Origin of the sequence: Pandoraea sp. XY-2 (assembly GCF_004193915.1) — a bacterium.
GTDB classification, from domain to species: Bacteria; Pseudomonadota; Gammaproteobacteria; order Burkholderiales; family Burkholderiaceae; genus Pandoraea; species Pandoraea cepalis.
Genome location: NZ_CP030849.1, coordinates 4,768,803 through 4,790,835 on the forward strand (window position 1 = coordinate 4,768,803; position 22,033 = coordinate 4,790,835).

The window sequence follows — 22,033 nt, forward strand, 5'->3', positions numbered from 1 at the left end:
GCCGTCGACGCGATTCAATGGATGTCACCCGTCTTGGCCGAGTGACGCAAGCGGGCAAGCAGCGCCGGCGAAGAGAAGCTCCAGCGCGCGTTCATCGTGCCCAGTGGGCGGCCGAACTGCAGCCACTGTGTTTCGCAGGCCAGCGCGGACAAGCGGTCATGACGATAGGTTTTGGCGACGATCACGAATCGCACCGACAGCGGCGCGTGCAGCTCGGCGAAATGCTCGAAGGTGACTTCCAGCGAATTGAGGACAAAGACGAGGTCGTGCGGCACCTCGTAGAAGCGGTGCGAGATCGCAGTGCCGGTCTGGCGAGTGGCTTCGATCATCATCAGGCCGGGAACGTGGTCGAGGGGATGTTCGAAGAAGAACGCGTGGTTCGGATCGATCGCAAGCACAGCGGTAAAGGTATCGTGCCCCTCGGGTGTGGCTTGCGCCCGCTCGATCGACGCGACGAAGACATTGACCGGATTCGTCTTGTGAACCATCGCCCGGTCGAGCTTGCCCGGCATGGCAAAGGCGTCGGCGGTGGTGACATCGGAGGTACCGGCAGGGCGGCCGGTCACGGAAGTTTGAAGGTTCATGGCGACTCCGTTCAGACAATGGGGGGACGGAACCTGGCCCACCGGGTTGACGGCGAGCTGGCCTGGGGGATCGATGCTGGACTTAAGACGATGCGTGGAAGCCGTAATCGATGGCGCGCGATGCGCGTAGATCATGCGCGAGGTGCGACTGGGCGATGCGAACCGCCGCCTCCTGCGCGGAGAGCATGCACGCCTCAATCGACGCGCCGCGCAGATAATCGCCGGCGAAGGCAAGACCGTCGATGCCATGGCGCCGATCGTCGAGCCATGCGCGCAGCCGATAGTGATGCGGCGCGTACGCACACAACCCCGGATCGAAAAGATGCGCGACAACGTCGCGCCGGTCGGCCCGTTCCACGGGAACGTACTGGCGCAAGGTCGTCTCGGCGAGATCCAGCAATGCTTCGGCGTCCGGCCCGTCAAGGCTGCCCGCGCTTCGCGCACTTGCGATGACGGCGCGCGCCTTGCGGCCGCTGAACGTGTAGCGCACGCGGTCGAGTCTGTCGATGCCGTAGGCGCCGGCGTTGCTCAGTGCGTTGTCCGGGCCGAACGACAGACCGCGCACGTTCGCGGAGAATATCGGCCGGCGGTAAGCGGCCACCACCACGAGCACCGGAAAATAGCGTATTTCGTCGAACGCGGCGGCGAGTGCCGCGTCGTGCTCGCGCAGCAGATCCGCGCTCACCCCTGCCGGCGTGGCGAGCACCACATGGTCGTATTCCAGATGATCGGTTCGCCCATCGAATTGCCGCACCTGCAAACCGGAAACCCGTCCGTGACGCACCATGAGCCGCTCGACGCGGGCATTGAATCGCACCTCCAGCGGTGCGGTCGCCGCACCGATAAACGCCCCCATGCCCGCCTCGAGCTGATCATAGGTGTCGAGCCACATGCCCAGGTGAGTGCCGAAATTGCCGAGGTGAATTTCGTCGGGCTCCGCACCGTTCATTCGCACCGACATTGCCCGCACCACAGCGCGACAGAACGCCGGGCTGAAATGCGAAGCCAGCGGCGCATCGTCGGCATCTCGCGCCAGCCGGGCAAATGACGGTCCGTCCAGGAACCGATTGCGCGCGTCGAGCCACACGCGCGCGCAAAGCGCGGCAAGGCGCATGGCATCCGCCGCGGGACAACCGCGCAGATACGCAAGCGTGCTGCCAAGGCGGCGCGTGCTGTCGAGCGTGACGATCTTTCCGTCGCGAATGCGCGATGTGTTGATGCCGAACGGCTCGAACGCGAAGGGTCCGAGGGCGTGCGCGAGCTTGCGAAAGCGCAGATAGTGCCGGCCGATGTTCTTGCCGCCGAGATCGATTCGGTCGCCGTCGAGCGTCGCAGTGGTGATCCGGCCACCGGGGGACCGGTGCTGCTCGATAAGCTCGACATGAAGGCCGGCGTCGCGTAGATAATGTGCAGCCGCAATGCCGGAAATGCCGCCGCCAACGACGGCGCACGTCGCAGTGGTTGCCATCAGGGATCCCCCGCATGTTCATTAGGCATGCTTTAAGTATCGTGAAATTGACACTTGAATATCACGACATCCTAAGGATAGGCGAACGCGGTTCATCGTTTGCATCCCATCGGGCGGTCACTGATAGTGCTCTACACGAGCGAGCGCAAACGTGGACTCCGCAACGCGTTGGATCCCAATCCAATCATTGGATGGCACATGACGACGGCAACGCGGGCGCGGTGCGCTTCCTCACCGAACGCGCTGCGTGGCGCGAAAAAACGAAAGGGCTGGGTTCTGTCTGACACAGAACCCAGCCCTTCGGAGCACAACACCGGACGCTACGACGTTGCCTGATCAGTCCATCGATGCACTCGCGCGCCCTGCCGCACTTGGCAGGACACGCACGCCGTTCCGACAGCCGACCATACGCTATTGCACACGCACCGGTCCGTCATCGTCGTTGGCACCGCTAATGTCGGCGACACCGGCGAGCAGCGCCACGTAGTGCCGCAACGCCCGCGCACGCGCCTGCTCGTATAACTGCGCAGCGATGCGCTCAGCCACGCGTTCGTAGGGCGGCATGTGCCCCTTCACCCGGCGCTCGATCCGCACAACGTGGAAGCCGTAGCGCGTGTTGACCAGTCTCGGCACCACGCCAAGTCGGTCGCCGCAAAACAGCACCAACTCAAACTCGGGTGCGCCACTGCCACGCGCGAGCATACCTAGACTTCCGCCCGTGCGACCCGACGGGCAATCCGACATCGATTGCGCCACCGCTTCGAACGAATCGGGATTGGCGCGCACGGCATCCAGTGCCGACTGCGCCCGCTCCAAGGTCGTCGACAGCGGCACACTCGCCGACATCGCAAACAGAATATGACTCGCCTGCACCCGGTCGCCTACACGGAACTGGCCGGCGTGTTCGTGGAAGTAGGCCCGGCATTCGGCGTCGGTGGGACGATGCACTTGAACGTCCCGCGTGAACAGTGCATCGACGATAGCGTCGTCGCTCGCGGGCATCGCATCGTTCTCGTCGAATAAACGCAAGTCGAATGCGCGCTGGCGCAGCAATTCGCGGCTCACCAACGCGTGCTGTGCGGCGACCTCCGGATCGGCCTCGTCCTGATGCTGATCGATCTCATCGGCGACGCGGCGTGCGTCGATGACAATTCCGTTGACTCGCAAAGACATAACGCACTCCCGCCAAAACATTGACTGCCACCGGTCGCGCCGCTTCGCATGCCGGGGCGCGACGGTATATCGAAGTTGTAGGCGATGCGCGTCAGAAAGGCAAATGCCCGCGATGACGGTGCGGGCGGCCGTTGCGCGCCGCACACACTCGCATGCGGCGCACGAAAACACTCAGTGAGACGGACGTGTGACCACCGCCGGCGCATCGTTGGCGGTGCCGGTCGGACGACCACGCCAGTAGCCCGCGAGCAGCGAACCCGACAAGTTGTGCCAGACCGAGAAGAGCGCCCCGGGCAGTGCGGCGAGCGGCGTGAAGTAGATTTTGCCGAGTGTTGCCGCCAGGCCGGAGTTCTGCATACCGACTTCGATGGCCAACGTACGGCAGATCGATTCGTCAAAGCCCAGCAGACGACCGCCCCAGTACCCGCCCAGCAGGCCCAGACCGTTGTGCAACACGACACCGAGCATCACCAACGGACCCACCGTGGCAATGTTGCCCTGATTCGCGCCGACGACCGCGCCGATGATGAGCACGATCGCGACCATCGAGACGAGCGGCAGATAGCCTTCGACCGCGCGCACCGCACGACCGAAATAGCGATTGATGAGCAGGCCCGCGCCAATCGGCAGCGCCACGATCTGCAGAATCGACAGCAACATGCCCTCGACGTCGACCACGATGGAAGCGTCGACGTACAAGCGCGTGAGCAGCGGGGTCGCGAACACGCCGACGAGCGTCGACATTGCGCTGATCGTCACCGACAGGGCCACGTCGCCGCGGGCGAGATAAATCATGACATTCGAGGCCGTGCCGCTCGCAACGCTGCCCACAAGCACCATGCCGGCCGTCAGATCGGGCGGCATGTGCAGCACGCGCGCGATCACCCAGGCAGCCAGCGGCATCACGAGATAGTGCAACACCACCCCGGCGACGATCGGCGCGGGTCGCGTGAGCACGCGCTTGAAGTCGTCGACGGTGAGCGTGACGCCCATCGCAAACATCACCACGGTCAGGAGCGCCGTGACGTGCGGCGTAACGCCGGAAAAACTGCCCGGCGAGAAATAGGCGGAAACGGACAGCAGCAGAGCCCACAACGGGAACAGCCGGGTAATACGGGCGATCATGAAATCCTCAGGGAAGGGGAATGCGGCACGTGCGCGGGTAAGCCGATGAGGCCGCCTTGCTCGCCGCCTCATCGTCCCTGCCACGCCCGGGCCACCGGGCGCAAAAGCTTAATATTTTACTTAATTTGCGCCGGATGCCCTTCCTGAGCCGTTCAGTCGCGTTTCGCCTTGCCCATCAGCAAGGCGCCGCCAGCCGCGTCGCGACGCGCCGGACGCGGCCCGCGCTGTGCGAAATCGCTGCGCTCTGCGCCGCCTCCTTGCCCGCGCGAGGCAGTCTGCCCCGTGCGGCCGTCGCGACCTTGGCGCGCTGCGCCGGCCGCCGGTGTGGCCGCGCGTTGGGCATCGCCCTGACGCTTGGGCGCCTGCGCCTGATGGCGTTGCTGCCCGCCTTGTCCCGCGTTCGCGACCTGCGCGCCGTGCCCCGCATTTGCGCCGTTCCCGGCACCGCTGCTCTTTCGGCCACCGCGCTCGCCTTCGCGACGCGTCTTCGGCTCGTTGCCCGGGCGTGCGGCACGACCGCCATCGCGCGGCTCACGCGCTTCACGCGGGGCGCGGGCCGGTTGGCGCGCGTCGTCGTCGCCGCTGCGCCCGCCACGTCCACCACCGGCCCCACGGCCTTGTTGCGCCTTGCGAATCGGTTGCGCCACGGCATGCGGATCCGGATCGAAGCCCGGGATCACTTCGCGATCGATGGTGCGCTTGATGAGACGTTCGATCTGCGTGAGCAGTTGGTGTTCGTCCACGCACACAAGCGACACGGCCTCGCCGTTTGCGCCGGCGCGTCCCGTGCGGCCGATGCGGTGGACATAGTCCTCCGCCACTTCCGGCAGGTCGAAGTTGACCACGTGGGGCAACTGGTCGATGTCGATGCCGCGCGCGGCAATATCGGTCGCAACCAGCACCTGCAATGTGCCGCTCTTGAATTCGGCGAGCGCGCGCGTGCGGGCGCCCTGACTCTTGTTACCGTGAATGGCGAGCGCCGGAATGCCGCCCTTCGTGAGCTGCTCGGCGAGCCGGTTCGCGCCGTGCTTGGTGCGCGTGAACACGAGCACCTGGAACCAGTTGTGCTCGCGCACGAGGTGTTCGAGCAGCTCGCGCTTACGGTCGCGATCGACCGGGTGGATCTTCTGCGCGACGGTTTCCGCCGTCGTATTGCGACGCGCCACTTCGATGAGCGCGGGCGACTTGAGCAGGCCGTCGGCCAGTTGCTTGATCTCGTCGGAGAACGTGGCCGAGAACAGCAGGTTCTGGCGCTTCGACGGCAGCACCGCCAGCACACGGCGAATATCGCGAATGAAGCCCATGTCGAGCATGCGGTCGGCTTCGTCCAGCACGAGAATCTCGACGCCAGAAAGATCGACCGTCTTCTGCTGCATGTGATCGAGCAGACGGCCAGGGGTCGCGACGAGAATGTCCACGCCGCGCGCCAATTGTTTGACCTGCGGCACCATCGACACGCCGCCGAACACGGTCATGGACGTGAGCGGCAGGTACTTGCCGTATTGCGTGACGCTTTCCTCGACCTGGGCGGCCAACTCGCGCGTGGGCGTCAGCACGAGCGCGCGCACGGAGCGCTTGCCGTTGGACGCCGCCGCGCGCGCACGCGTGGAGAGCATTTGCAGGATAGGCAGCGTGAAGCCTGCCGTCTTGCCGGTCCCGGTCTGGGCACCGGCGAGGAGATCGCCGCCTTGCAGGACGGCCGGAATCGCTTGCAGTTGAATGGGAGTCGGGTGCGTGTAGCCAAGGTCGGCCACGGCACGCAGGATGTCGGCCGACAGGCCGAGCTTTTCAAAAGACATATATGGACCAATGCGCGGACTCCACGAAGTGTGTCCCCGCGCGTATCGATGTTGTGTGTTCTTGAGGGAATGCCCGCGTAGGGCGTGCGACAGGCATCGCGCTCATTAGGGCGATGCGCCGAAAGACGCCTGCAAGACGACCCGCCGGCGAATGAAATCAAGCGGCTTGGCGGGCGAGGCCGTCGCGGGTACGGCCGTGTCTTGGAAGCCCGTAGTTTACCATGTGCCCTTTCCCAAGTCAGTCGGCATCGCCATTTGCCTTCCCCAGGGTCCGAAATTCGGACGTTCCGCCGGGTGTCTGCGCGCCTATCGCCCAAGCCGCTACACTGGCGTCATTGCCCCCGAAGCCATCCGGCCTGCCTGCCCTGTGCGATTCGACCTGACCGACCTGCGTCTGTGCGTGCTGGTTGCCGATGCCGGCAGCATCACCGGCGGCGCCGAGCGCGCCCATCTGACACTGGCCTCTGCCAGCGCCCGTATTCGCGGGCTCGAAGAGGCGCTGGGCATCGCGCTCTTCATGCGCCACCGCCAGGGCGTCATGCCCACCCCCGCCGGCCGCGCCCTGCTCGCTCACGCCCAGCGCGTGCTCGCCCAGATCGAGCAGCTGCGTGGCGAACTCGGCGAATACGCGGCCGGGCTCAGGGGGAACGTGCGTATTGCCTCGAACACCGTGGCGATGTCCGAGTTTCTGCCGGATCTGCTGGGGGCATTCCTCGCCGAGCATCCGAATGTGGAGATCTCCCTGCGCGAGCAGACGAGCCCGGCCGTCGTGCAAGCGGTCCTGGAAGGCGCCGCCGACATTGGCGTGGTCTCGGACTGGATCGAATTGACGGGGCTCGAGACGGTGCCATTCCGGCAGGACCGGCTGGTGGTCGTCACACCGCCTGGGCACGCGTTGGCCTCGCGCGCCGAAGTGGCCTTCATCGACGTACTGGACTCGGCGTTCATCGGCCTGCCCGAGCACAGCGCACTGGCCGAGCACCTCGACGGGCACGCCAGGCGAGCCGGTCGACCGTTGCACTACCGTGTGCGCCTGCGAGACTTCGACAGTCTGTGCCGCGCCGTGGCGGCGGGGGCCGCGCTGGGCATCGTGCCGCTGAGCGCCGCCGCACGCTCGGCCGCCACGCTGGGCCTCGGCATCGTGCCGCTCTCCGACGCGTGGGCCCTGCGCACGCTGGTGCTGTGCGTGCGTGAGCGCGACGCCCTGCCTGTCTACGCGCGGCAATTGCTTGAAGGGCTGCAGGCCACGCCCGCCGCCATTAACGAAAACGGCACGACGTAATCATCGTGCCGTGATCGCTTGTGCCGTCAATGCCGGCGAATCCAGCCGGTCCAGCGCGTCCGGTGTGACCGGTGAGGCGAGCGAGTCGACCTACATCGCCGCCGGTGCCGACGCACCACGCCCGCGCAGCAACGCATAGAGGATGATGGCGCCGAACGTAGCGCAACCGATGCCGCCCAGTGAGAAGCTACCGAACTTAAGCGTGAAGTCGCCCGCGCCGAGCACCAGCGTGACGGCGGCGACGATCAGGTTGCGGTTATCCGAGAAGTCGACCTTGTTCTGCACCCAGATGCGCGCGCCGGCCACGGTAATCAGACCGAACACCACGATCGACACGCCGCCCAGCACCGGACCCGGGATCGTCTGAATCACCGCGCCGAATTTCGGCGAGAAGCCCAGCACCAGCGCGATCACCGCCGCCACGGCAAACACCAGCGTCGAATAGATCTTCGTGACGGCCATCACGCCGATATTCTCGGCGTAAGTCGTCACGCCCGTGCCCCCGACGCTGCCCGACACAATGGTTGCCAGACCATCGCCGAGGAAGGCGCGGCCCATGTAGCGGTCGAGGCTCTGCCCGGTCATGGCGCTTACCGCCTTGATGTGTCCGAGGTTCTCCGCCACAAGGATGATGGCAATCGGGGCGAGCAGTACCATCGCTTCCGGCTTGAACACTGGCGCCGCGAAGTGCGGCAGGCCGAACCAGGCGGCATGGGCCACCACGGCAAAGTCGATCGGCTTGCCGAGGCCCATGCCGTTGGTCAGCACGGCGTACAGCGCATAGGCCAGCAGCAGGCCCACAAGAATCAACAGGCGTTGCACCATGCCGCGCGCGAGCACCGCCACGAGACCGACGCACAGCACGGTCGCCAACGCCATCCACGTGTCGAAGGGAGTCGCCGAGACGCCCTTCACCGCGACCGGCGCGAGGTTCAGGCCGATGACGGCGACGACCGCGCCCGTCACCACCGGCGGCATGAGGGCTTCGATCCAGCGAGTGCCGACGGCCATCACGATCAGGCCGATGATGGCGTAGAGCACGCCGCAGGCGATGATCCCGCCAAGCGCCACCGGAATATTCAGGTTCGGCCCGCTGCCCGCATAGCCCGTCACCGAGATAACCAGGCCGATGAAGGCGAAGCTCGAGCCGAGATAGCTGGGCACGCGTCCGCCGACGAGCACGAAGAAGAGCAGCGTGCCAATCCCCGACATGAAGATGGCAAGGTTCGGATCGAACCCCATGAGCAGCGGTGCAAGTACGGTCGAGCCGAACATGGCGACCACGTGCTGCACGCCCATCGCGATGGTTTGCGGCCACGCCAGGCGCTCATCGGGGGCGATCACGCGGCCGGAGGCCGTGTCCTGCTGCCGCCACTTCGGGAAATAACCCTCTGCCATGTCGCTCTTCTCCTGGGGGTCGTGCCGCCGAATCCGAAAGGTGCGGACGGTGCGGAACGTGGGTCGATGGGAAAACTGGCGGCAGTGTACGGAGCCACTGCACGGAAGGCAAGGCGGCGCGCTTGGATAGCGCCGCCCCGCCGCCTTCCGTCACCGCTTGGCGACGCCCTGGAGAATCACGTCGGCCAGCCCAGTGTAGTTCCCGTCGAAATGATGGCCGCCGGGCATCTTGACGACCTGAACGCGCTTGGGATCGAGCCCCGGACAGTTGCTGTCGTCTTCGTCGGCCCCATAGATGCACATCGCCATCCCGTCGGGCAGACGCTCCACCTCCGGACGAATCGGCAGGCCGTTCTGGCTCGACATCACCCAATTGGTCATGCGGAACTCGAAGTCCGCCTTCTGCCCGAGTCCCATCAGCACCAGCAGCGCCACCCGCTCGCGGGCCACCGGCGACAGGCGATTGACCATGAACGGCAGCACATCGGCCCCTTGCGAGTAGCCGATCAGGATCACGCGCTTCTTGTTCCAGCGCGTCTGATAAAAGCGCATGAGGCGGTCGATATCGAGCGCGCCGGATGCCGGGGTGCGCGCCGACCAGAAATAGCGCAGCGAATCCACGCCCACCACCGGAATGCCGTGCGCGGAGAGCGCGCCCGCGACATCACGGTCGAGTCCGGCCCAACCGCCGTCGCCCGACATCAGGATGGCGAACGTGTCGGTCATATTGGCGGCAGGCTTGCCGGTGGCCGGCACCTCGACGATGGGCAGATCGGCCACTGCGGCGGGCGGCCGGACCGTTCCCGCTACGTGGTGCGCGTTCAGGCGCCGGAACGCATTCTTGTACTGCGTCACCCAATCCGCCAGCACGGACGTCGAGGGTGCGCCCGTCTCTGCCGGTGTGCCGGAGACGTCCGTCGCGCCCAGGCTGCCCGCTAGCCCGCCGACGAGCCAACTCGAATTCGGCGTGCGCGCGGCGAACGCCTGCGCCACATGGTCCGCGCAGCGCGGCGCGCGCGCGGCAGGTCCGCCGACCGGGCCGCCCATTGCCAGCCACGGTGCGCTCATGACGGGCGCGGGCAGCAATCGCATCGGTGCGCCGCCGGCCGTGTGCGTGATGCCGCGTCCGAAGTGCACCCCCTCGCCCTGACACAGCGGCCGGGACATCGGCAGAACCGGGCAGAAGTCGACGGACAGCGCGCCGGAGAACGTGTCGTTACCGGCCTGCGCAAGCATCGCGTAGGCGAACGTGCCGCCCACGCCGTCGCCGACGAGAATGGGCGGCGTGTAGCCGGGCAGCTTGACGGCCGCCTCGACCCATCGGCCAAAGTTATCGAGATCGCCAGCCGCGTAGACACAGGCGATTTCGTCCTTGGTGTAATTCGCCATCAACCGTGCGGTGTCGATGCCCGCCACCAACGCGCCGGTGTCCGCGAGGGCGCGGGCCATCCGTTCGGCGCGCGGCGTCCAGCCGTCATCGTCGGAGAAAAAGAGCACCGTCGCATTCGGCTCCCCTTCCGGACGGAAGATGGGCACGTTCTCGAAGCGGCCGTGCGTCAGGATCTCTGGCGCGGCACTTCCAGCCCCCCGAATGGCCACCGCCCCAGCTGCGGCGGCCGCAGCCTGAGGCATCACCGGACCCGGCACGCTCGACGCGGCCGCCGCAGGCTGCGCGACCGGCCCCGCCTTCGGGGCGGACTTGAGCACATTCGCGCGACCTCCCGGGGCCTGCGCGGGTGTTGGCGTCTGGGCCAGCGCGGCGCCGGACGTCATCATCACCGCCCATGTCGCGGCACTCGCCGCAACATGGCTGATCCAGCGCGGCGCGCCCTCGCCGCGCCCGCGCCTGCGCGATTTCGCCCGCCCATCGTCCGCCTTGTTGTGCATCGCCATCGTGTGACCCGTCATTTCGTCATGATTCCTTTCCATCCGCCGCCCACGAGCGAGGCCACGTCGGCCAGCGTGAGCATCGGCGCGATGCCGCCCGGCGTCATCAGATAACGCGCCTCCCATTGCGGATCGAATTTGTCCTTGAAGCTGCGTAGCCCACGGAAGTTATAGAAGCGCGCACCGTGCGCGAACATCATGCGGCCGAAGCGATGCCAGCGGGGCGCAAGCTGATGCGTCTCCATGCCCGACATCGGCGCCATCCCCAGGCCGAAGCGCTGATAGCCCTGCGATTTGAAGTGCAGCATCAGCTTCGCGAACAGGAAGTCCATCGTGCCGGGGGAGCGTCCGGCACCTGGCGCATCAGATCGATGCTCGCTTCGATGCGCTGGATGTCGGGGCACATCAACGTGGCAAACGCGACGAGACGCGCCTCGCGGCGCACAAGCGCCACGGGTTGGCGCGCCACGTACGCGTCAGTGAACGCGCCCAACGAGAATCCCTTCTCGCGCGTATGTTGGCGCGCAAGCCACGCCTCCGATACGCGCCGCATTTCCGCGAGATGCGGCGCGACGTCTTCCGCCGCCACGATCTCCAGCGTCAACCCTTCGCGTTCACCGCGCGCCACCCCATGCCGCAGATTGGCACGACGCGCGCCTTGCAGCCCGAACTCGGGCAGCGAGACGAACGCTTCCTCGCCGAGCTTGAAGGCCCGCAGTCCCGCGTCGATATAGAGCGGCAGCGCCTGCGGGCGGGTCTTGTAGAACGCCGCGCGTCCGCCATGCGCATCGGCCAGCTCGATGAAGCGCCAAATCAGTTCGGGCCACTCCTTCTGGTCGCCCACCGGATCCGAGAGCGACACCCACGAACGGCGATGCTTTGCGTACATGATGAAAGCGTTGCCCGACGGCGAGAACAGGAAGCTCTTGTCGCCCATCAGCGCCAGACAGGCGTCGGCGGCCGGTTGCTTGCGGATGACGGCGCGCGCGCGCGCCAGTTCCTCCTCGCTCGCGGGCACGATCGCGCCGGCGGACTGACGCAGCAATTGCCACAAGGACAGCCCGAGTCCGATCACGGCCACGACCATCAACGCGCGCATGGAACGCGGGGCGTCGCCGTCGAACGTGAACTGCCACCAGAGCTGATTTGCGTATTCGACGCGCCGGTACGCCATGAACATCAGCCAGGTACAGGCCCCGAGCACCGAGAGCACGGCAATGATCCAGCCCGGCTCGAACGTCTGCGTGAAAAGCGACGAGCGCCGGTCGAACTGTTCGCGCGAGACGAGCAGCAACGTCGCCAGCATGGCCAATACGAAGCACTCCGACACTGCAATGCCCTTGGGAATCGCGAGGACGGCAGCGATGATCGTCAGGCCGAGCGAGCCCCACCAGGCGGCATCGAGCCGGTGCAGCAGACCTCGCGCGAGGAACAGCATGGCCAGCCCCGCCACACTGCCGAGCAAGTGCGACACTTCCACGAGGAACAGCGGCACGTGGTGGCGAAGGAAGTCTTCGGCGTCGCGTGTGGCGGGCGTCACGCCGGAGATCAGCAACATGACCCCGGCAACGAGCGTGAGCGCCGCCAACAGGCCGGGGAAGAGCCGCACGGCCGCACGACCGATCGGCGCCGCCGGGCCTTGGCGCAACTCGAATCCGGCGAGCAGGCATGCGGCAAGCATCAGCGGCAGCAGATAGTAGATACCGCGATAGAGCACCAGCGCTCCCGCCACCTGACTGATCGGCGCGTGTCCGTTGGTCGCGAGCAGAATCACCGCTTCGAACACCCCCACGCCGCCCGGCACGTGGCTGAGTACGCCAAGCGCCATGGCAATGGCATAGAAGACGACGAAGGTCGGTAGGTCCACCACGTTGGCCGGCAGCAAACACCACAAGGCGGCGGCCGCCATGCCCAGATCGGCGGCCGAGATCAGCAACTGGCGCACCGCGACCCGCAGCGGCGGCAGCGGGATCGGCCAGCGGTTCAGCAAGCGCACCGTGCGCTTGCGCGCGCACAGCACGAGGAACGCGGCGGCGCCGGCCAGCAGCAGCAAGGCGAGCATCTGCAACACCCACGCCGGAATCGGCACCAGCGCCGAGACGCGCGAGGCGCCCCACAACATGCCGAGCGAACCGAACACGGTCATGCCGAGACCGAACGCGCCGGCGTTGAACGCTACCGCCTGCGCCACCTTCGATGCATCGACCCCCGCGGCGGCGTACATCCGCATTCGCACGGTGCCGCCGGTGAGCACCCCCAGACCGACGGAGTTTCCCAGCGCGTAGGCGATGAACGAGGTGAGCACGACCGTTGAGCGCTTGACCTTCGCCCCGGCGAAGCCAAGCCCTGAGATGTCGTAACCGGTGAGGGCCGCGTAACTCGCCAGGGTTGCCAGCATAGCAAGCGCCAGACGCGTCACGGGGGTGTTGTGTATCTCGGCAACGATGTCGTCGTAATGCACGTGGCGCAGCATGTGATGCAACGCGTCGAAGACGAAGAGGCCGAGCAGAACGACGCCGGCCGCGATCAGCCACGGCCGGGCCGCGGTCCACGGCACGCGCCGGAGCCAGCGCAGGGGCGCGGGCAACGCAAACCAGGCGGCTTCGTCGGCGGACGGCGGCTCGGGCGGGCCGCCCGCGGCCCCGCCACCGGCGGACGCCGCGGCGGCGTCCATCGGCAGCGCCACGGAGGAAGGTGCATCGGCGGGCCGGCTCGGGCGCGCGCGGGAGGGTTCAGTCATGTATCGGTCGATCCTTCAGCCGGCACGACGTCACCTACGGGACGCCGCTCCCATGGCCTGTGGGCGAGTCAGAGCCTGTCAGGGCGATAGCTTACACCGCGATGCGTGACAGGTCTCGTCGATAACGGCTCGGGCGCTGCCCCCGCCGCCCAACATTGCCACCGCGCGATTGCGCGCCGCTATGGGTATTTGATCTCCATAAATGCAATTTAATGTAGAATTCAGCGTTTTTACTGGTTGTTTGAACGAAGTTTTTCCTAAACTTCGATATCGAAGAGCGCCGCAAAGCGACACGTGCGCACCCCGAACCTTTCTGGCTCCGAAGAGAGTCGATTTGTGGTTCGAAGCATCGTGCGCGGGGGGAATAGAAAATGTACGTCGAACGGCACAGCCGTCCGGCAGGGGCACGTCTGACATTGCCGCGAGTATCGCGGCGCAACGAGCCTGTCGTCGCGCTCGCGACGGGGCGACGGGGTGCCTGCGTGCGCCGCGCTGTCGTCGGTGTCCTGAGTGCCTTGCTGGGCACTGCCATGTTAATGACCGCGGGCCCTGCGCTCGCCCAGACCGCGTCGGCGGCTACGCCCGCGTCGTCAGCGGCGTCGTCGCCGCTTGCCGCGACCACGAGTCCGGTCGTCGTGGCGCTGCCGTCGTCCGGCTCGGCCAAACCGATCCGACCGGCGGTGCCCATCGGTCAGGCGACGCTCACGCAGGGCGTGGCGCAGCTCAAGGAGCGCTACAACCTGTCTCATGTCTGGCTGCGCACGGAATCGGATGCCGGCGTGGGGCTCGAAGCGGCCACACCGGGCGTCAGCGTCGAACAGTTGCTGCCCGTCGCCAGTCTGTCGAAGTCGGTCACGGCCATCGGCATCGCGCTGCTCGTGCAGCAGGGCAAACTCTCGCTCGACGCAACACTCGGCGATCTGCTCGACACGTATTCGAAACAGCACGGCAAGCCGCTCGACCCGTCGTTGCGCGAGCTGACCGTGCGACGCCTGCTCGCGCATCGCGCGGGGCTCGCCACGAACGGCTACAACGATCCCGTGAACGGCCTGTTCAGCGGACTGGCGATCCGGCGTGTGGGCGGCAGCGCGGATTTCTTCAACTATCTCGACGCCGGCGACGCCGGGCACTCGACAGGCAAGTCCGATTTCGTCTACTCGAACGTGTCGTATCTCTTGCTCGGCATGGTGATCGAAGCGGTTTCCGGCGACGATTACAAGGACTTCTGCGAAACGCACATCTTCGCGCCGCTTGGCATTACCGGCGCCACCCTGCCCGACAACTGGCGTCTGCTGGCGCCGTTCGCCGGGTGGCAGATGTCGACGAGCGCACTGCTCAAGGTCTGGCGCGTGTTCGACATCCGCCGGCCGAGCCTGCTCACGGAGAAGACGCTGCGCACATTGTTGCTCGACAAGCGCTCCGGCCCGGTCAGCGCGGATCGCGACGTTTACTACACGCTTGGCGTATTCATGGTACCCGGCGCGGGCGAGCGAAACTATCGCATCAGTCACGACGGCATCGCCGACTTCTTCCGCACCCAGTCGACCTACTACACCGTGGTGGAGAAGACTGTACCCGGCGACAGTTGGGCGCTCGTGGTGTCGCCAATTCCGTCGCGCGGCCAGTTCGGTGCGATCCAGCGCGACGTGCGCCGGATCATTCGTCAGGCACGCCTGGTGCCTTGAAGCCGGCGGCGGCGCGAACATCGCCGAGATCGCAAAGGAACGTGCCGGCAATGAGCGCGCGCTTCTGCGACGCGCTCAGTTGCTTGACGCGGTACTCGGCCCGCGAGGCGGCTGAGCGATCGGCAAAGGTGAGCGAGAGCAGGATGCGCGACGGCGGATAAGCGCGCGTGAAGCGTGCGCCCTTGCCCGCGACGTGCGCCGCATAGCGCGCTTCTACGTCGACGGTGATGCCGGTGTAGATGCGTCCGCCCGCGCACTCCAGCAGATAGACGAACCAGGGCTTCGGCGCGACGGCCATCATCGCGTCGCCCACGATTCATAGCGGAAGTCGTGCGATCCGCGCGGTATGGCAAAGACGTTGGGGCACTGGGCAGGCGCGGGTACAGAGCGTGGCATGTTCGCGACGAATTTTGTCCTGATCGGGTGACGCTGTCGAAGTCGCTAGCATACGATATGCCCACGGCGATGCAAGCGCGCCCCCTCATCGCCGCCGGACCGCGTAACACGCCTGCCTGGCCCAACACCACAACGACAAGCGCCATGACCGAATCCGCCTCGCCGGACACCCCTGATCCCCGCCGTCACCGCCCCTCGGCGGCCGACGCATTGCGCCGCGAACGCCTGCGCTCACGGGTGCGCACCCTCGGCGGTTACGTCCTTTACGGGATGTTCGCTGCCGCCTTGTGGGGCGCCAGCCATGGCAGTTCCGCCCTTGGCCTGTCGCCCACCGCCGCGCAGGCCGCCGTGCTCGTGCTGTTCACCATCGGAGCGTGGGCCTTCGGCCTGTTCCCGGAACCGATCACGACGCTGACGTTCTTCCTGCTCGCCGTCCTGCTGCATGTCGCAAAGCCGGAAGTGATTTTCGCGGGGTTTCATTCGGCTGCGTGGTGGCTCGTCTTTGGGGGTGCGGTGACCGGTATCGCGGTGCGCACGACAGGCCTCGGCGCGCGGCTGGCCGCGACGTTGTTCGCCCTCAAGCGCCCAACGTATGCGCGTTATGTGGCGTCGGTGATGGTCGCCTGCGTAGGCCTGGCGTTTGTCATGCCCTCGACGACGGGACGCATTCTGCTGCTGATCCCCATCGTGCTCGCGCTCGCCGATCGCATCGGCCTCACCGAGGGTCGGCGCGGGCGCACCGGTCTGGTGATGATGGTCGCCGCCGCGAGCTACATGCCGCCCACGACGATCCTGCCCGCCAACATTCCGAACAGTGTGCTCATGGGCGCGGCGGACTCGTTCTACGGCGTAAAGCTGCACTACGCGCCCTACCTGCTGCTGCACTTCCCTGTCCTCGGTGCGCTCAAGGCCGCCATTCTGGTGTGGGTGATCTGCCGCCTGTTCCCCGACGACGGCCCCCTCACCCAGGTGACCCAAGGCGCCGCGCCTCCGCTGTCGAACGACGCCCGACGCCTCTCGGTATTGCTGGCGCTGGCGCTCGCCGGATTCGCGACCGATGCCTGGCACGGCATCTCGCCCGCATGGATTTCCGTTGCCGCGGCCATCCTCTGCCTGCTCCCAGCGATTCACATCATCACGCCGAAGACCTTCACCGAGCAGATGCACATCACGCCGCTTATTTACGTCGCGGGCTTTCTCGGTGTGGGCGCGGTCGTCGCGGATTCAGGGCTGGGCGAGAAGCTCGCACGGCTATGCCTGGATGCGGTGAGCATGACACCGGGCACCCCCGCGATCAATGCCGCATGGCTCATCGCCATCGGCGCGGCCATCGGACTGGTGGCCACGCTTCCCGGCCTGCCGGCGGTGCTCACCCCGCTCGCGGGACAGCTCGCGAGCGCGAGCGGCCTGCCGCTCTACACTGTGCTGATGTTGCAAGTGCCGGTGTTCTCCACCGTCCTCCTGCCCTATCAGAGCCCGCCGATGATGATTGCGATGCATCTGGGCGGCGTCGGCATGCGCGATGGCACGCGGTTGACCGTGGTCATGACGGTCATTACGCTCGTCTTCCTCTTCCCGCTCGACTACCTCTGGTGGCACCTGCTCGGCATGTTGCCTTGAATGCCCCTATCGACGGCTGGGTTCCCGACAGAAGACCAGCCATCGATCGCCATCTTCCTCACGCCAGAACGCCCCCTCGCGTTCGAGAATCGCACCGAGACGTAGACGTGTGGCTCGAACGCGCGTGTCGCTCACGCCGGGCAGGATCATGCCGCGCACGTAGCCGACATGGGGCACCGTGCGCAACAATGTCCGGATCAGTTGGCAGAAGCGCCTCACGGCATGCTCGCTTGCCTTCGCTTCGGCGTCGAGGCGGAAGTCGGTGATCGTCAGCACGACACCGGCAGGCACGCGGTCGAGACGATGACAAAGGGACAGCTCGCCGTTCTCGACGCGCTGTCCCAGTTCGACGTGCGTGCGTTCGCAGATTTCGACGCGCGCCGTAAAACGGTGGGCTCTGAAGAATGCCGCAACGGCGCGCTCGCAAACGGTCATGGGCTTATCGGATGGTGTCGTACATCTTCGTGACTTGCTGGCCGATCATGCCGTACATCGCACGCGACACTTCACGGATGTCCGCGCTGGTCGCGTCAATGCGCTGACGCAGCCGATCGTTGGTGCGACGCGTCTCCTCGGTGAGCGACATCTCGAACTCGCCGAGCACATCCTTATCGCGTCCGGCAAGCGAATCGTCGTTGGACACGACATCGAACGGCGACTTCACGAACTGGCTGACGCCCTTGGTCGTTTCGCCGACCGCCGTGCCGACCACTCTCAACTTGCCCAAATCGCCCCCAAACCCTGCCGCGCCCGATCCCACACCGCCGACCAACGAAAAGGCACCGGAGACGATGCCGCCGATGGCCGAATACAACCCGGCGCGGTAATGCGAGTTGTTGGCGTTGTACTTCTCGGTGCGCGCGGTCTGGCCGCGCTCGAAGACCATCGCGTCGTGACGCGTACGATACGACTGGTCGGTGTTGCGCTCGGCTACCCGCATGGCGAGAAACAGGGCGATGAGCGCCTGCGCGGATTGAAGTCCGTCGACCTGCTCGCGAATGCGCGGCAGCACGCGCGTGCCCTCGTCGTCGGTCGCCGCGCGTTGCTGGGCGTCGGATGCGGCGATCCCGGCCTGACGCGGATTCGCCAACGTCGAACTCAATGCATAAGTCATGTCATCACTCCGTAGGTAGACAACGCGGCGCAACGCCGCGTCCGAAAGGTCCGCGCGGGTTCACGCCCGGGACAACGAGGCCGCGATACGAATACGCATCTCGCCCGTTTTCTGCACTTGCTCGCCGGTGGACACCGCGATGTCGCTCTGCTGACCCACGAGCGTTTCCATGCGCTTGGCAGCCCGCTTCTTGTCGTCGCCATTCATTTGCATCAACAACTGCAACCACATCATGTCGACGGCGAGATCGCGGGCTTCAAGTTGCAGCTTTGCGCGCTGTACACCGACAATGCCCTGACCGAGCGCGCTGGCGCCCTTGAACACGCCTCGAGCAGCCATGGAGAGCGACCACGAACCCCGCGCAATGGCAAAGTAGCCCTGCATATTCATGCTCGACGTGAAGGCCTTGGTCAGTTCCTTCGATGTCATCGCCTTGCCCTTGGCGACTTGCTTCGCGGCGTTCTTTGCGACTTTGTTGAAAGCGCGCGAGGCCATCTGCTCGACCATCTGCTGCGTGAACTGCTCGGCCATGCGATTGAAGCCGGCCTTCGCCAGTCGGCGCCCGCTCTGCGTGCCGCTTTGCAGCAGCGACTTGCCCACGCGCTTGCCGACCTCGTTGCCGACGACGAAGCCAATCTCGGAGACAACGCGAGACTTGATCGCTGCGACGGCTGTCTTGTCGCCCGATTTGACCGCCTGCTCCAGCGCCTCCCCCGCGCCTGCCTTGAACACACGACTCGCGGCTTTGGTCGTCGCGCGCTTGGCAATGAAGCCCCTGATCGACGTACCGAAGCCGATGACCATGCCGAGCATCTGGAACGCCAATTGCGCGTGTCCCCACTTGGTCGCCTCGTTCTCGTGATAGGCGGCGTTCTTCGGATCGACCAGCGCCATCGTCCTGTGGAACGCCATGCCGAGCCCGGCAATGCCCGCGCCGACATCGGCCACCCCACCCGCGATCATCAACGGGTTCATGGTGAGCACACCCGTCACGACCTTGACCGCGCCGACCACCACGTCGACCGCTGCGATGAGCCAGTCGAACACCACACCGAAGATGCCCCCCTTGCGGGCCTTGTTGGCATCCTCGGTCTTCGCGTCCATCTGCTCGCGATACTTCTTGATGTCCTCCTGACGCAGCTTTTCCTGACGCTCGCCCATCAACGTCAGCGCCCGCTGCGTGGACTTCGCGGTGTCGCCCAGCGCGTCCATCGCGATCATCGACGCCATCATCGCCAGCGTGGACGGATCGACGTTCTCGAGCGCAGAGAGCGTTGAGGCGTTCGAAGCGCCGTCGGCGCTGGACGCCCCCAGCGCGTTCGCCGCCAGTCCGCTGCCCACGGCAAAGAGACGATTCAGCAGGCGGGAGAACGCGTCGTCGGCGTCTTGCCAGTCGACGCCGGTCGACGGGTCCGGCGCGAAGTCTTCGGTGCGCAGCCAGTCCAGGCGTTCGCGCCGTTGACGATTGGCGTCCGGTGACTCAATACCGTTGTCCGCGACAGCGGCAGTGGCGTCAGTCGCGGGCGCGCGGCCGACGTTGCCGGTCCAGGCGGGTGCGTAAGCGGCTCGTGGGGAATAAATGGCGGTCATGTTGATTTAGGATCCGAAGTGGCATTCAGCGCATCGCGTCGCGCCCGTGCCGAGCGGGCAAGCTTGTCGTGGTGAGGCAGGTGTCCGCAGATGCGTAGCGTTGCGTCAAACGATTTGCGCGCGAACTCCCGGTTGCCGGTATGCACGTAACTCATCCCGGCGAGGTACGGTGGGCGCGGGTCCGACGCATGGATCAGGCCGGCCTTCGCGAAGCACGGCAGCGCCTGTTCGTGCTGCCCGAGTCGCTGGTAGCACAGTCCAAGACCATACCAATCGTCGAACGACCATTGGTCGAGCGTGGCGAGTACGAAGTACACCCGTTGCGCCGCGGCGATCTGTCCTTGGGCGAACCGCTGGCATGCGTGGGCGCGCACACGCGCGAGGTCTGCCTCGTCGAGATCGGCCAGCATCCGAAGCGCGCCCCCGCTTTCGAAGAAGCGTGAAAGGATGGCTGGCGCTTCGTCTGCGCGGAGATCCGGCAGCGCGGTATCGGGGGACGTGGTCGCGGTCATGTGCGCATCGATCCGTTGATCTGGTTGAGCTGCGAGCCCTGCGAACTGTAGATCGTGTTCACCAACGTCGAGGCGCCGTTGTACTCCTGCAGCTTCTTGTTGATCTTGATCTGGTCGACGGTGCGGCTGTCGGACGCCTGTTCGGTGAAGCCCTCGGCCGCAGCCTTCAGCGTGCGCAGATCGGACGCGTTGTACTGCGCGCTGCTCCCCGTCGGCGTGGTGTAGCCGGGCTCGCCGACGCGCTTCGTACGCGACTCCCACTCCATCATCGTTTTCTTCGACCCGTCGCCGTTCACGGTGATCTGGATGTTGTGCTTGTCGAAGAACGCTCGAATGCCGTCACCGACGAGTTTCTTCTTCGATGTGTCCGAGCCGATATCGTTGATCAGTGATTCGATCAGGTTCGCTACCTCGCGCGCCTCCTGTCCTTCTTTCTGGCGTCGCTGCATCTCCTGGATCATGTGCTGCGCCTCGCCGTTGTTCATCTCCATCATCAACATGGCGTATTGCGCGAGCGTTCCGTGGAAATCGAGCGACTTCGTGACGCCGCCGACATTGATGTCGCGCGTGAGTCCGGTTTGCGGGGGCAGGAGGCGGGAAGAGGCGTACTGGATGATCGTCATGAGGCTTGAGTCCTGAAGTCAGTGAAATCGGGGCTGGCAGAGGAACGTCGATATCGACGTTCGACGGCGGACCTGCGCGGCCCTTTGAAACGGGTTAGATGCTGTTCACGATGCGCTTCGTGATCTCTCCAAGCTTGGCAATCACCGCGTTGTAGAGCGTGAGCGTGTTGTCATAGCGGGTGACGAAGCGTTTGAGCTGAATCTGTTCGCTTGTGCTCGACGCACTGTCGATCATGGCCAGCGACTGAAGCTGCCCTTCCAGTGCTTGCAGATTGGCCGCATCGAACGGCGCGTCGGCGACCTGCGGTGACACCAGTTCGTGTCGAATCACGAAGTCTCGCAGCGCGGGTGGCAAGCGCTCGGGTGTCGTGCCGGAGGACGCTCGCTGCGCCATGGCGCCCACCAACGTTGCGAAATCGCGCGCTTCGCGAGCAACGCCGACACGCGCTTGTGCCGACAGGAGCCAGGCGTCGGCCATCGATTGCAAGGCGGTCAATCGATCGCTGGCCACGGCAATCGTCGCGAGCAGCGGGTTTGAGGAATCGATGGGCGACGCGCCACTCGTGGATGTGACGTCGGGGTATGGACGCGATGCGGTGCCGGAGATTCGATCGATCATGTCGAACCCCGTCTCAGGCACACACGCGGCGCACGGCCGGCGCACGCTTCGCTGGGGCGGCCGACACCGGCGCGAGCGGTACGGGCGCGTCATCGCGCATCCGCTCAATCGTGTGCGCAAGGGCCGCCGTCATGCGACGGATCTCTCGCTCGTTGCGCTGGAAGGCCTCGCTCGCGACGAGCGCTTCGAGTCGCTTGAGCTTCTCGCGGGCGTCGGGGGTGCCGGCCGCTTCGAGACGCGCGACCTCGTCGAGCACGGCGTGGTAGTCCTGCATCTGCCGGTGCAACTTTCGTCCGGCCATCTGCATGTCGGCGCATGCGCGTTCGTACTGAACAAGAAGATCGTCCGCCGCGTCTTGCGCCGGCTCGGCGGACGTGGGGGATGCGAGGGTGGAACGTTGCAACGGATCAGACATGGG

The 22,033-nt window shown here is 65.8% G+C and carries 18 protein-coding genes and 1 pseudogene; 3 read left to right on the forward strand and 16 right to left on the reverse strand.

The annotated features are described in order from the left end of the window. Positions 1-14: 14 nt before the first annotated feature. From DRB87_RS21695 to DRB87_RS21715, 5 genes are all read right to left on the reverse strand, one after another. Positions 15-584, reverse strand: a complete 570-nt coding sequence (locus tag DRB87_RS21695; protein WP_130027472.1) for an AfsA-related hotdog domain-containing protein — start codon at positions 582-584, stop codon at positions 15-17. Between the two features lie 82 nt (positions 585-666). Then, entirely contained in the window at positions 667-2,052 is a 1,386-nt protein-coding gene (locus DRB87_RS21700) for an NAD(P)/FAD-dependent oxidoreductase (RefSeq protein WP_130027473.1), read from the reverse strand. A gap of 411 nt (positions 2,053-2,463) precedes the next feature. After that, positions 2,464-3,225, reverse strand: a complete 762-nt coding sequence (locus DRB87_RS21705; RefSeq protein ID WP_240756101.1) for a peptidylprolyl isomerase — start codon at positions 3,223-3,225, stop codon at positions 2,464-2,466. Between the two features lie 171 nt (positions 3,226-3,396). Then, a complete protein-coding gene (locus DRB87_RS21710; RefSeq protein ID WP_130027475.1) occupies positions 3,397-4,350 on the reverse strand; it encodes a bile acid:sodium symporter family protein in 954 nt (317 codons plus the stop codon). Positions 4,351-4,502: 152 nt separating this feature from the next. Next, complete coding sequence (locus DRB87_RS21715) at positions 4,503-6,149, reverse strand: DEAD/DEAH box helicase (RefSeq protein WP_130027476.1); 1,647 nt, start codon at positions 6,147-6,149, stop codon at positions 4,503-4,505. 367 nt (positions 6,150-6,516) lie between these two features. Between DRB87_RS21715 and DRB87_RS21720 the strand changes: the two genes are divergently transcribed. After that, entirely contained in the window at positions 6,517-7,431 is a 915-nt protein-coding gene (locus DRB87_RS21720; protein WP_130027477.1) for a LysR substrate-binding domain-containing protein, read from the forward strand. Positions 7,432-7,521: 90 nt separating this feature from the next. Here DRB87_RS21720 and DRB87_RS21725 read toward each other — a convergent pair whose 3' ends face one another. From DRB87_RS21725 to mprF, 3 genes and pseudogenes are all read right to left on the reverse strand, one after another. After that, the gene (locus DRB87_RS21725; protein WP_130027478.1) at positions 7,522-8,829 is read right to left on the reverse strand and encodes a solute carrier family 23 protein; all 1,308 of its coding nucleotides are present in this window, start codon (positions 8,827-8,829) and stop codon (positions 7,522-7,524) included. A 150-nt stretch (positions 8,830-8,979) separates the two neighbouring features. After that, positions 8,980-10,737 (reverse strand): virulence factor family protein, encoded by a 1,758-nt coding sequence (locus DRB87_RS21730; protein WP_240756102.1) that lies wholly within the window; start codon positions 10,735-10,737, stop codon positions 8,980-8,982. Next, positions 10,734-13,456: pseudogene (gene mprF, locus DRB87_RS21735) on the reverse strand (bifunctional lysylphosphatidylglycerol flippase/synthetase MprF). The gene DRB87_RS21730 and the pseudogene mprF overlap by 4 nt, the downstream one beginning before the upstream one ends. A gap of 530 nt (positions 13,457-13,986) precedes the next feature. On the opposite strand from mprF, the gene DRB87_RS21740 reads away from it, so the two are divergent. Continuing rightward, the gene (locus DRB87_RS21740) at positions 13,987-15,141 is read left to right on the forward strand and encodes a serine hydrolase (RefSeq protein WP_130027479.1); all 1,155 of its coding nucleotides are present in this window, start codon (positions 13,987-13,989) and stop codon (positions 15,139-15,141) included. Here the strand turns inward: DRB87_RS21740 and DRB87_RS21745 are convergent. Further along, a complete protein-coding gene (locus DRB87_RS21745) occupies positions 15,113-15,442 on the reverse strand; it encodes a GIY-YIG nuclease family protein (RefSeq protein WP_240756105.1) in 330 nt (109 codons plus the stop codon). The two genes, DRB87_RS21740 and DRB87_RS21745, sit on opposite strands and share 29 nt — an antisense overlap. Before the next feature lie 239 nt (positions 15,443-15,681). Here DRB87_RS21745 and DRB87_RS21750 point away from each other — a divergent pair, with 239 nt between their 5' ends. Continuing rightward, on the forward strand, positions 15,682-17,157 hold the full coding sequence (locus DRB87_RS21750) for an SLC13 family permease (protein WP_130027480.1): 1,476 nt from the start codon (positions 15,682-15,684) through the stop codon (positions 17,155-17,157). Positions 17,158-17,163: 6 nt separating this feature from the next. Here the strand turns inward: DRB87_RS21750 and DRB87_RS21755 are convergent, their stop codons facing one another. The 7 genes from DRB87_RS21755 to DRB87_RS21785 form a co-directional block, all read right to left on the reverse strand. After that, complete coding sequence (locus DRB87_RS21755; RefSeq protein WP_017233535.1) at positions 17,164-17,592, reverse strand: hypothetical protein; 429 nt, start codon at positions 17,590-17,592, stop codon at positions 17,164-17,166. Between the two features lie 4 nt (positions 17,593-17,596). After that, complete coding sequence (locus DRB87_RS21760; RefSeq protein WP_130027481.1) at positions 17,597-18,271, reverse strand: hypothetical protein; 675 nt, start codon at positions 18,269-18,271, stop codon at positions 17,597-17,599. 60 nt (positions 18,272-18,331) lie between these two features. Then, positions 18,332-19,861, reverse strand: a complete 1,530-nt coding sequence (sctE, locus tag DRB87_RS21765; protein WP_130027482.1) for a type III secretion system translocon subunit SctE — start codon at positions 19,859-19,861, stop codon at positions 18,332-18,334. Continuing rightward, positions 19,858-20,373, reverse strand: coding sequence for a tetratricopeptide repeat protein (locus DRB87_RS21770; RefSeq protein ID WP_130027483.1), 516 nt, complete (start codon positions 20,371-20,373; stop codon positions 19,858-19,860). Before DRB87_RS21770 ends, sctE begins: the two co-directional genes overlap by 4 nt. Further along, positions 20,370-20,996 (reverse strand): hypothetical protein, encoded by a 627-nt coding sequence (locus DRB87_RS21775; protein ID WP_130027484.1) that lies wholly within the window; start codon positions 20,994-20,996, stop codon positions 20,370-20,372. The genes DRB87_RS21770 and DRB87_RS21775 overlap by 4 nt, the downstream gene beginning before the upstream one ends. Positions 20,997-21,090: 94 nt before the next feature. After that, on the reverse strand, positions 21,091-21,615 hold the full coding sequence (locus tag DRB87_RS21780) for a hypothetical protein (protein ID WP_130027485.1): 525 nt from the start codon (positions 21,613-21,615) through the stop codon (positions 21,091-21,093). 13 nt (positions 21,616-21,628) lie between these two features. After that, positions 21,629-22,030 carry a hypothetical protein gene (locus DRB87_RS21785; protein ID WP_130027486.1) on the reverse strand — a complete coding sequence of 134 codons (402 nt, stop codon included), beginning with the start codon at positions 22,028-22,030 and terminating at the stop codon, positions 21,629-21,631. Positions 22,031-22,033 lie beyond the last annotated feature (3 nt).

Excerpts from the sequence above, each read along its gene's own strand:
- DRB87_RS21695 (WP_130027472.1), bottom strand. The coding sequence starts at position 584 with ATGAACCTTCAAACTTCCGTGACCGGCCGCCCTGCCGGTACCTCCGAT.
- DRB87_RS21700 (WP_130027473.1), bottom strand. The coding sequence starts at position 2,052 with ATGGCAACCACTGCGACGTGCGCCGTCGTTGGCGGCGGCATTTCCGGC.
- DRB87_RS21705 (WP_240756101.1), bottom strand. The coding sequence starts at position 3,225 with ATGTCTTTGCGAGTCAACGGAATTGTCATCGACGCACGCCGCGTCGCC.
- DRB87_RS21710 (WP_130027475.1), bottom strand. The coding sequence starts at position 4,350 with ATGATCGCCCGTATTACCCGGCTGTTCCCGTTGTGGGCTCTGCTGCTG.
- DRB87_RS21715 (WP_130027476.1), bottom strand. The coding sequence starts at position 6,149 with ATGTCTTTTGAAAAGCTCGGCCTGTCGGCCGACATCCTGCGTGCCGTG.
- DRB87_RS21725 (WP_130027478.1), bottom strand. The coding sequence starts at position 8,829 with ATGGCAGAGGGTTATTTCCCGAAGTGGCGGCAGCAGGACACGGCCTCC.
- DRB87_RS21730 (WP_240756102.1), bottom strand. The coding sequence starts at position 10,737 with ATGACGGGTCACACGATGGCGATGCACAACAAGGCGGACGATGGGCGG.
- DRB87_RS21740 (WP_130027479.1), top strand. The coding sequence starts at position 13,987 with ATGTTAATGACCGCGGGCCCTGCGCTCGCCCAGACCGCGTCGGCGGCT.
- DRB87_RS21745 (WP_240756105.1), bottom strand. The coding sequence starts at position 15,442 with ATGATGGCCGTCGCGCCGAAGCCCTGGTTCGTCTATCTGCTGGAGTGC.
- DRB87_RS21750 (WP_130027480.1), top strand. The coding sequence starts at position 15,682 with ATGACCGAATCCGCCTCGCCGGACACCCCTGATCCCCGCCGTCACCGC.
- DRB87_RS21755 (WP_017233535.1), bottom strand. The coding sequence starts at position 17,592 with ATGACCGTTTGCGAGCGCGCCGTTGCGGCATTCTTCAGAGCCCACCGT.
- DRB87_RS21760 (WP_130027481.1), bottom strand. The coding sequence starts at position 18,271 with ATGACTTATGCATTGAGTTCGACGTTGGCGAATCCGCGTCAGGCCGGG.
- sctE (WP_130027482.1), bottom strand. The coding sequence starts at position 19,861 with ATGACCGCCATTTATTCCCCACGAGCCGCTTACGCACCCGCCTGGACC.
- DRB87_RS21770 (WP_130027483.1), bottom strand. The coding sequence starts at position 20,373 with ATGACCGCGACCACGTCCCCCGATACCGCGCTGCCGGATCTCCGCGCA.
- DRB87_RS21775 (WP_130027484.1), bottom strand. The coding sequence starts at position 20,996 with ATGACGATCATCCAGTACGCCTCTTCCCGCCTCCTGCCCCCGCAAACC.
- DRB87_RS21780 (WP_130027485.1), bottom strand. The coding sequence starts at position 21,615 with ATGATCGATCGAATCTCCGGCACCGCATCGCGTCCATACCCCGACGTC.
- DRB87_RS21785 (WP_130027486.1), bottom strand. The coding sequence starts at position 22,030 with ATGTCTGATCCGTTGCAACGTTCCACCCTCGCATCCCCCACGTCCGCC.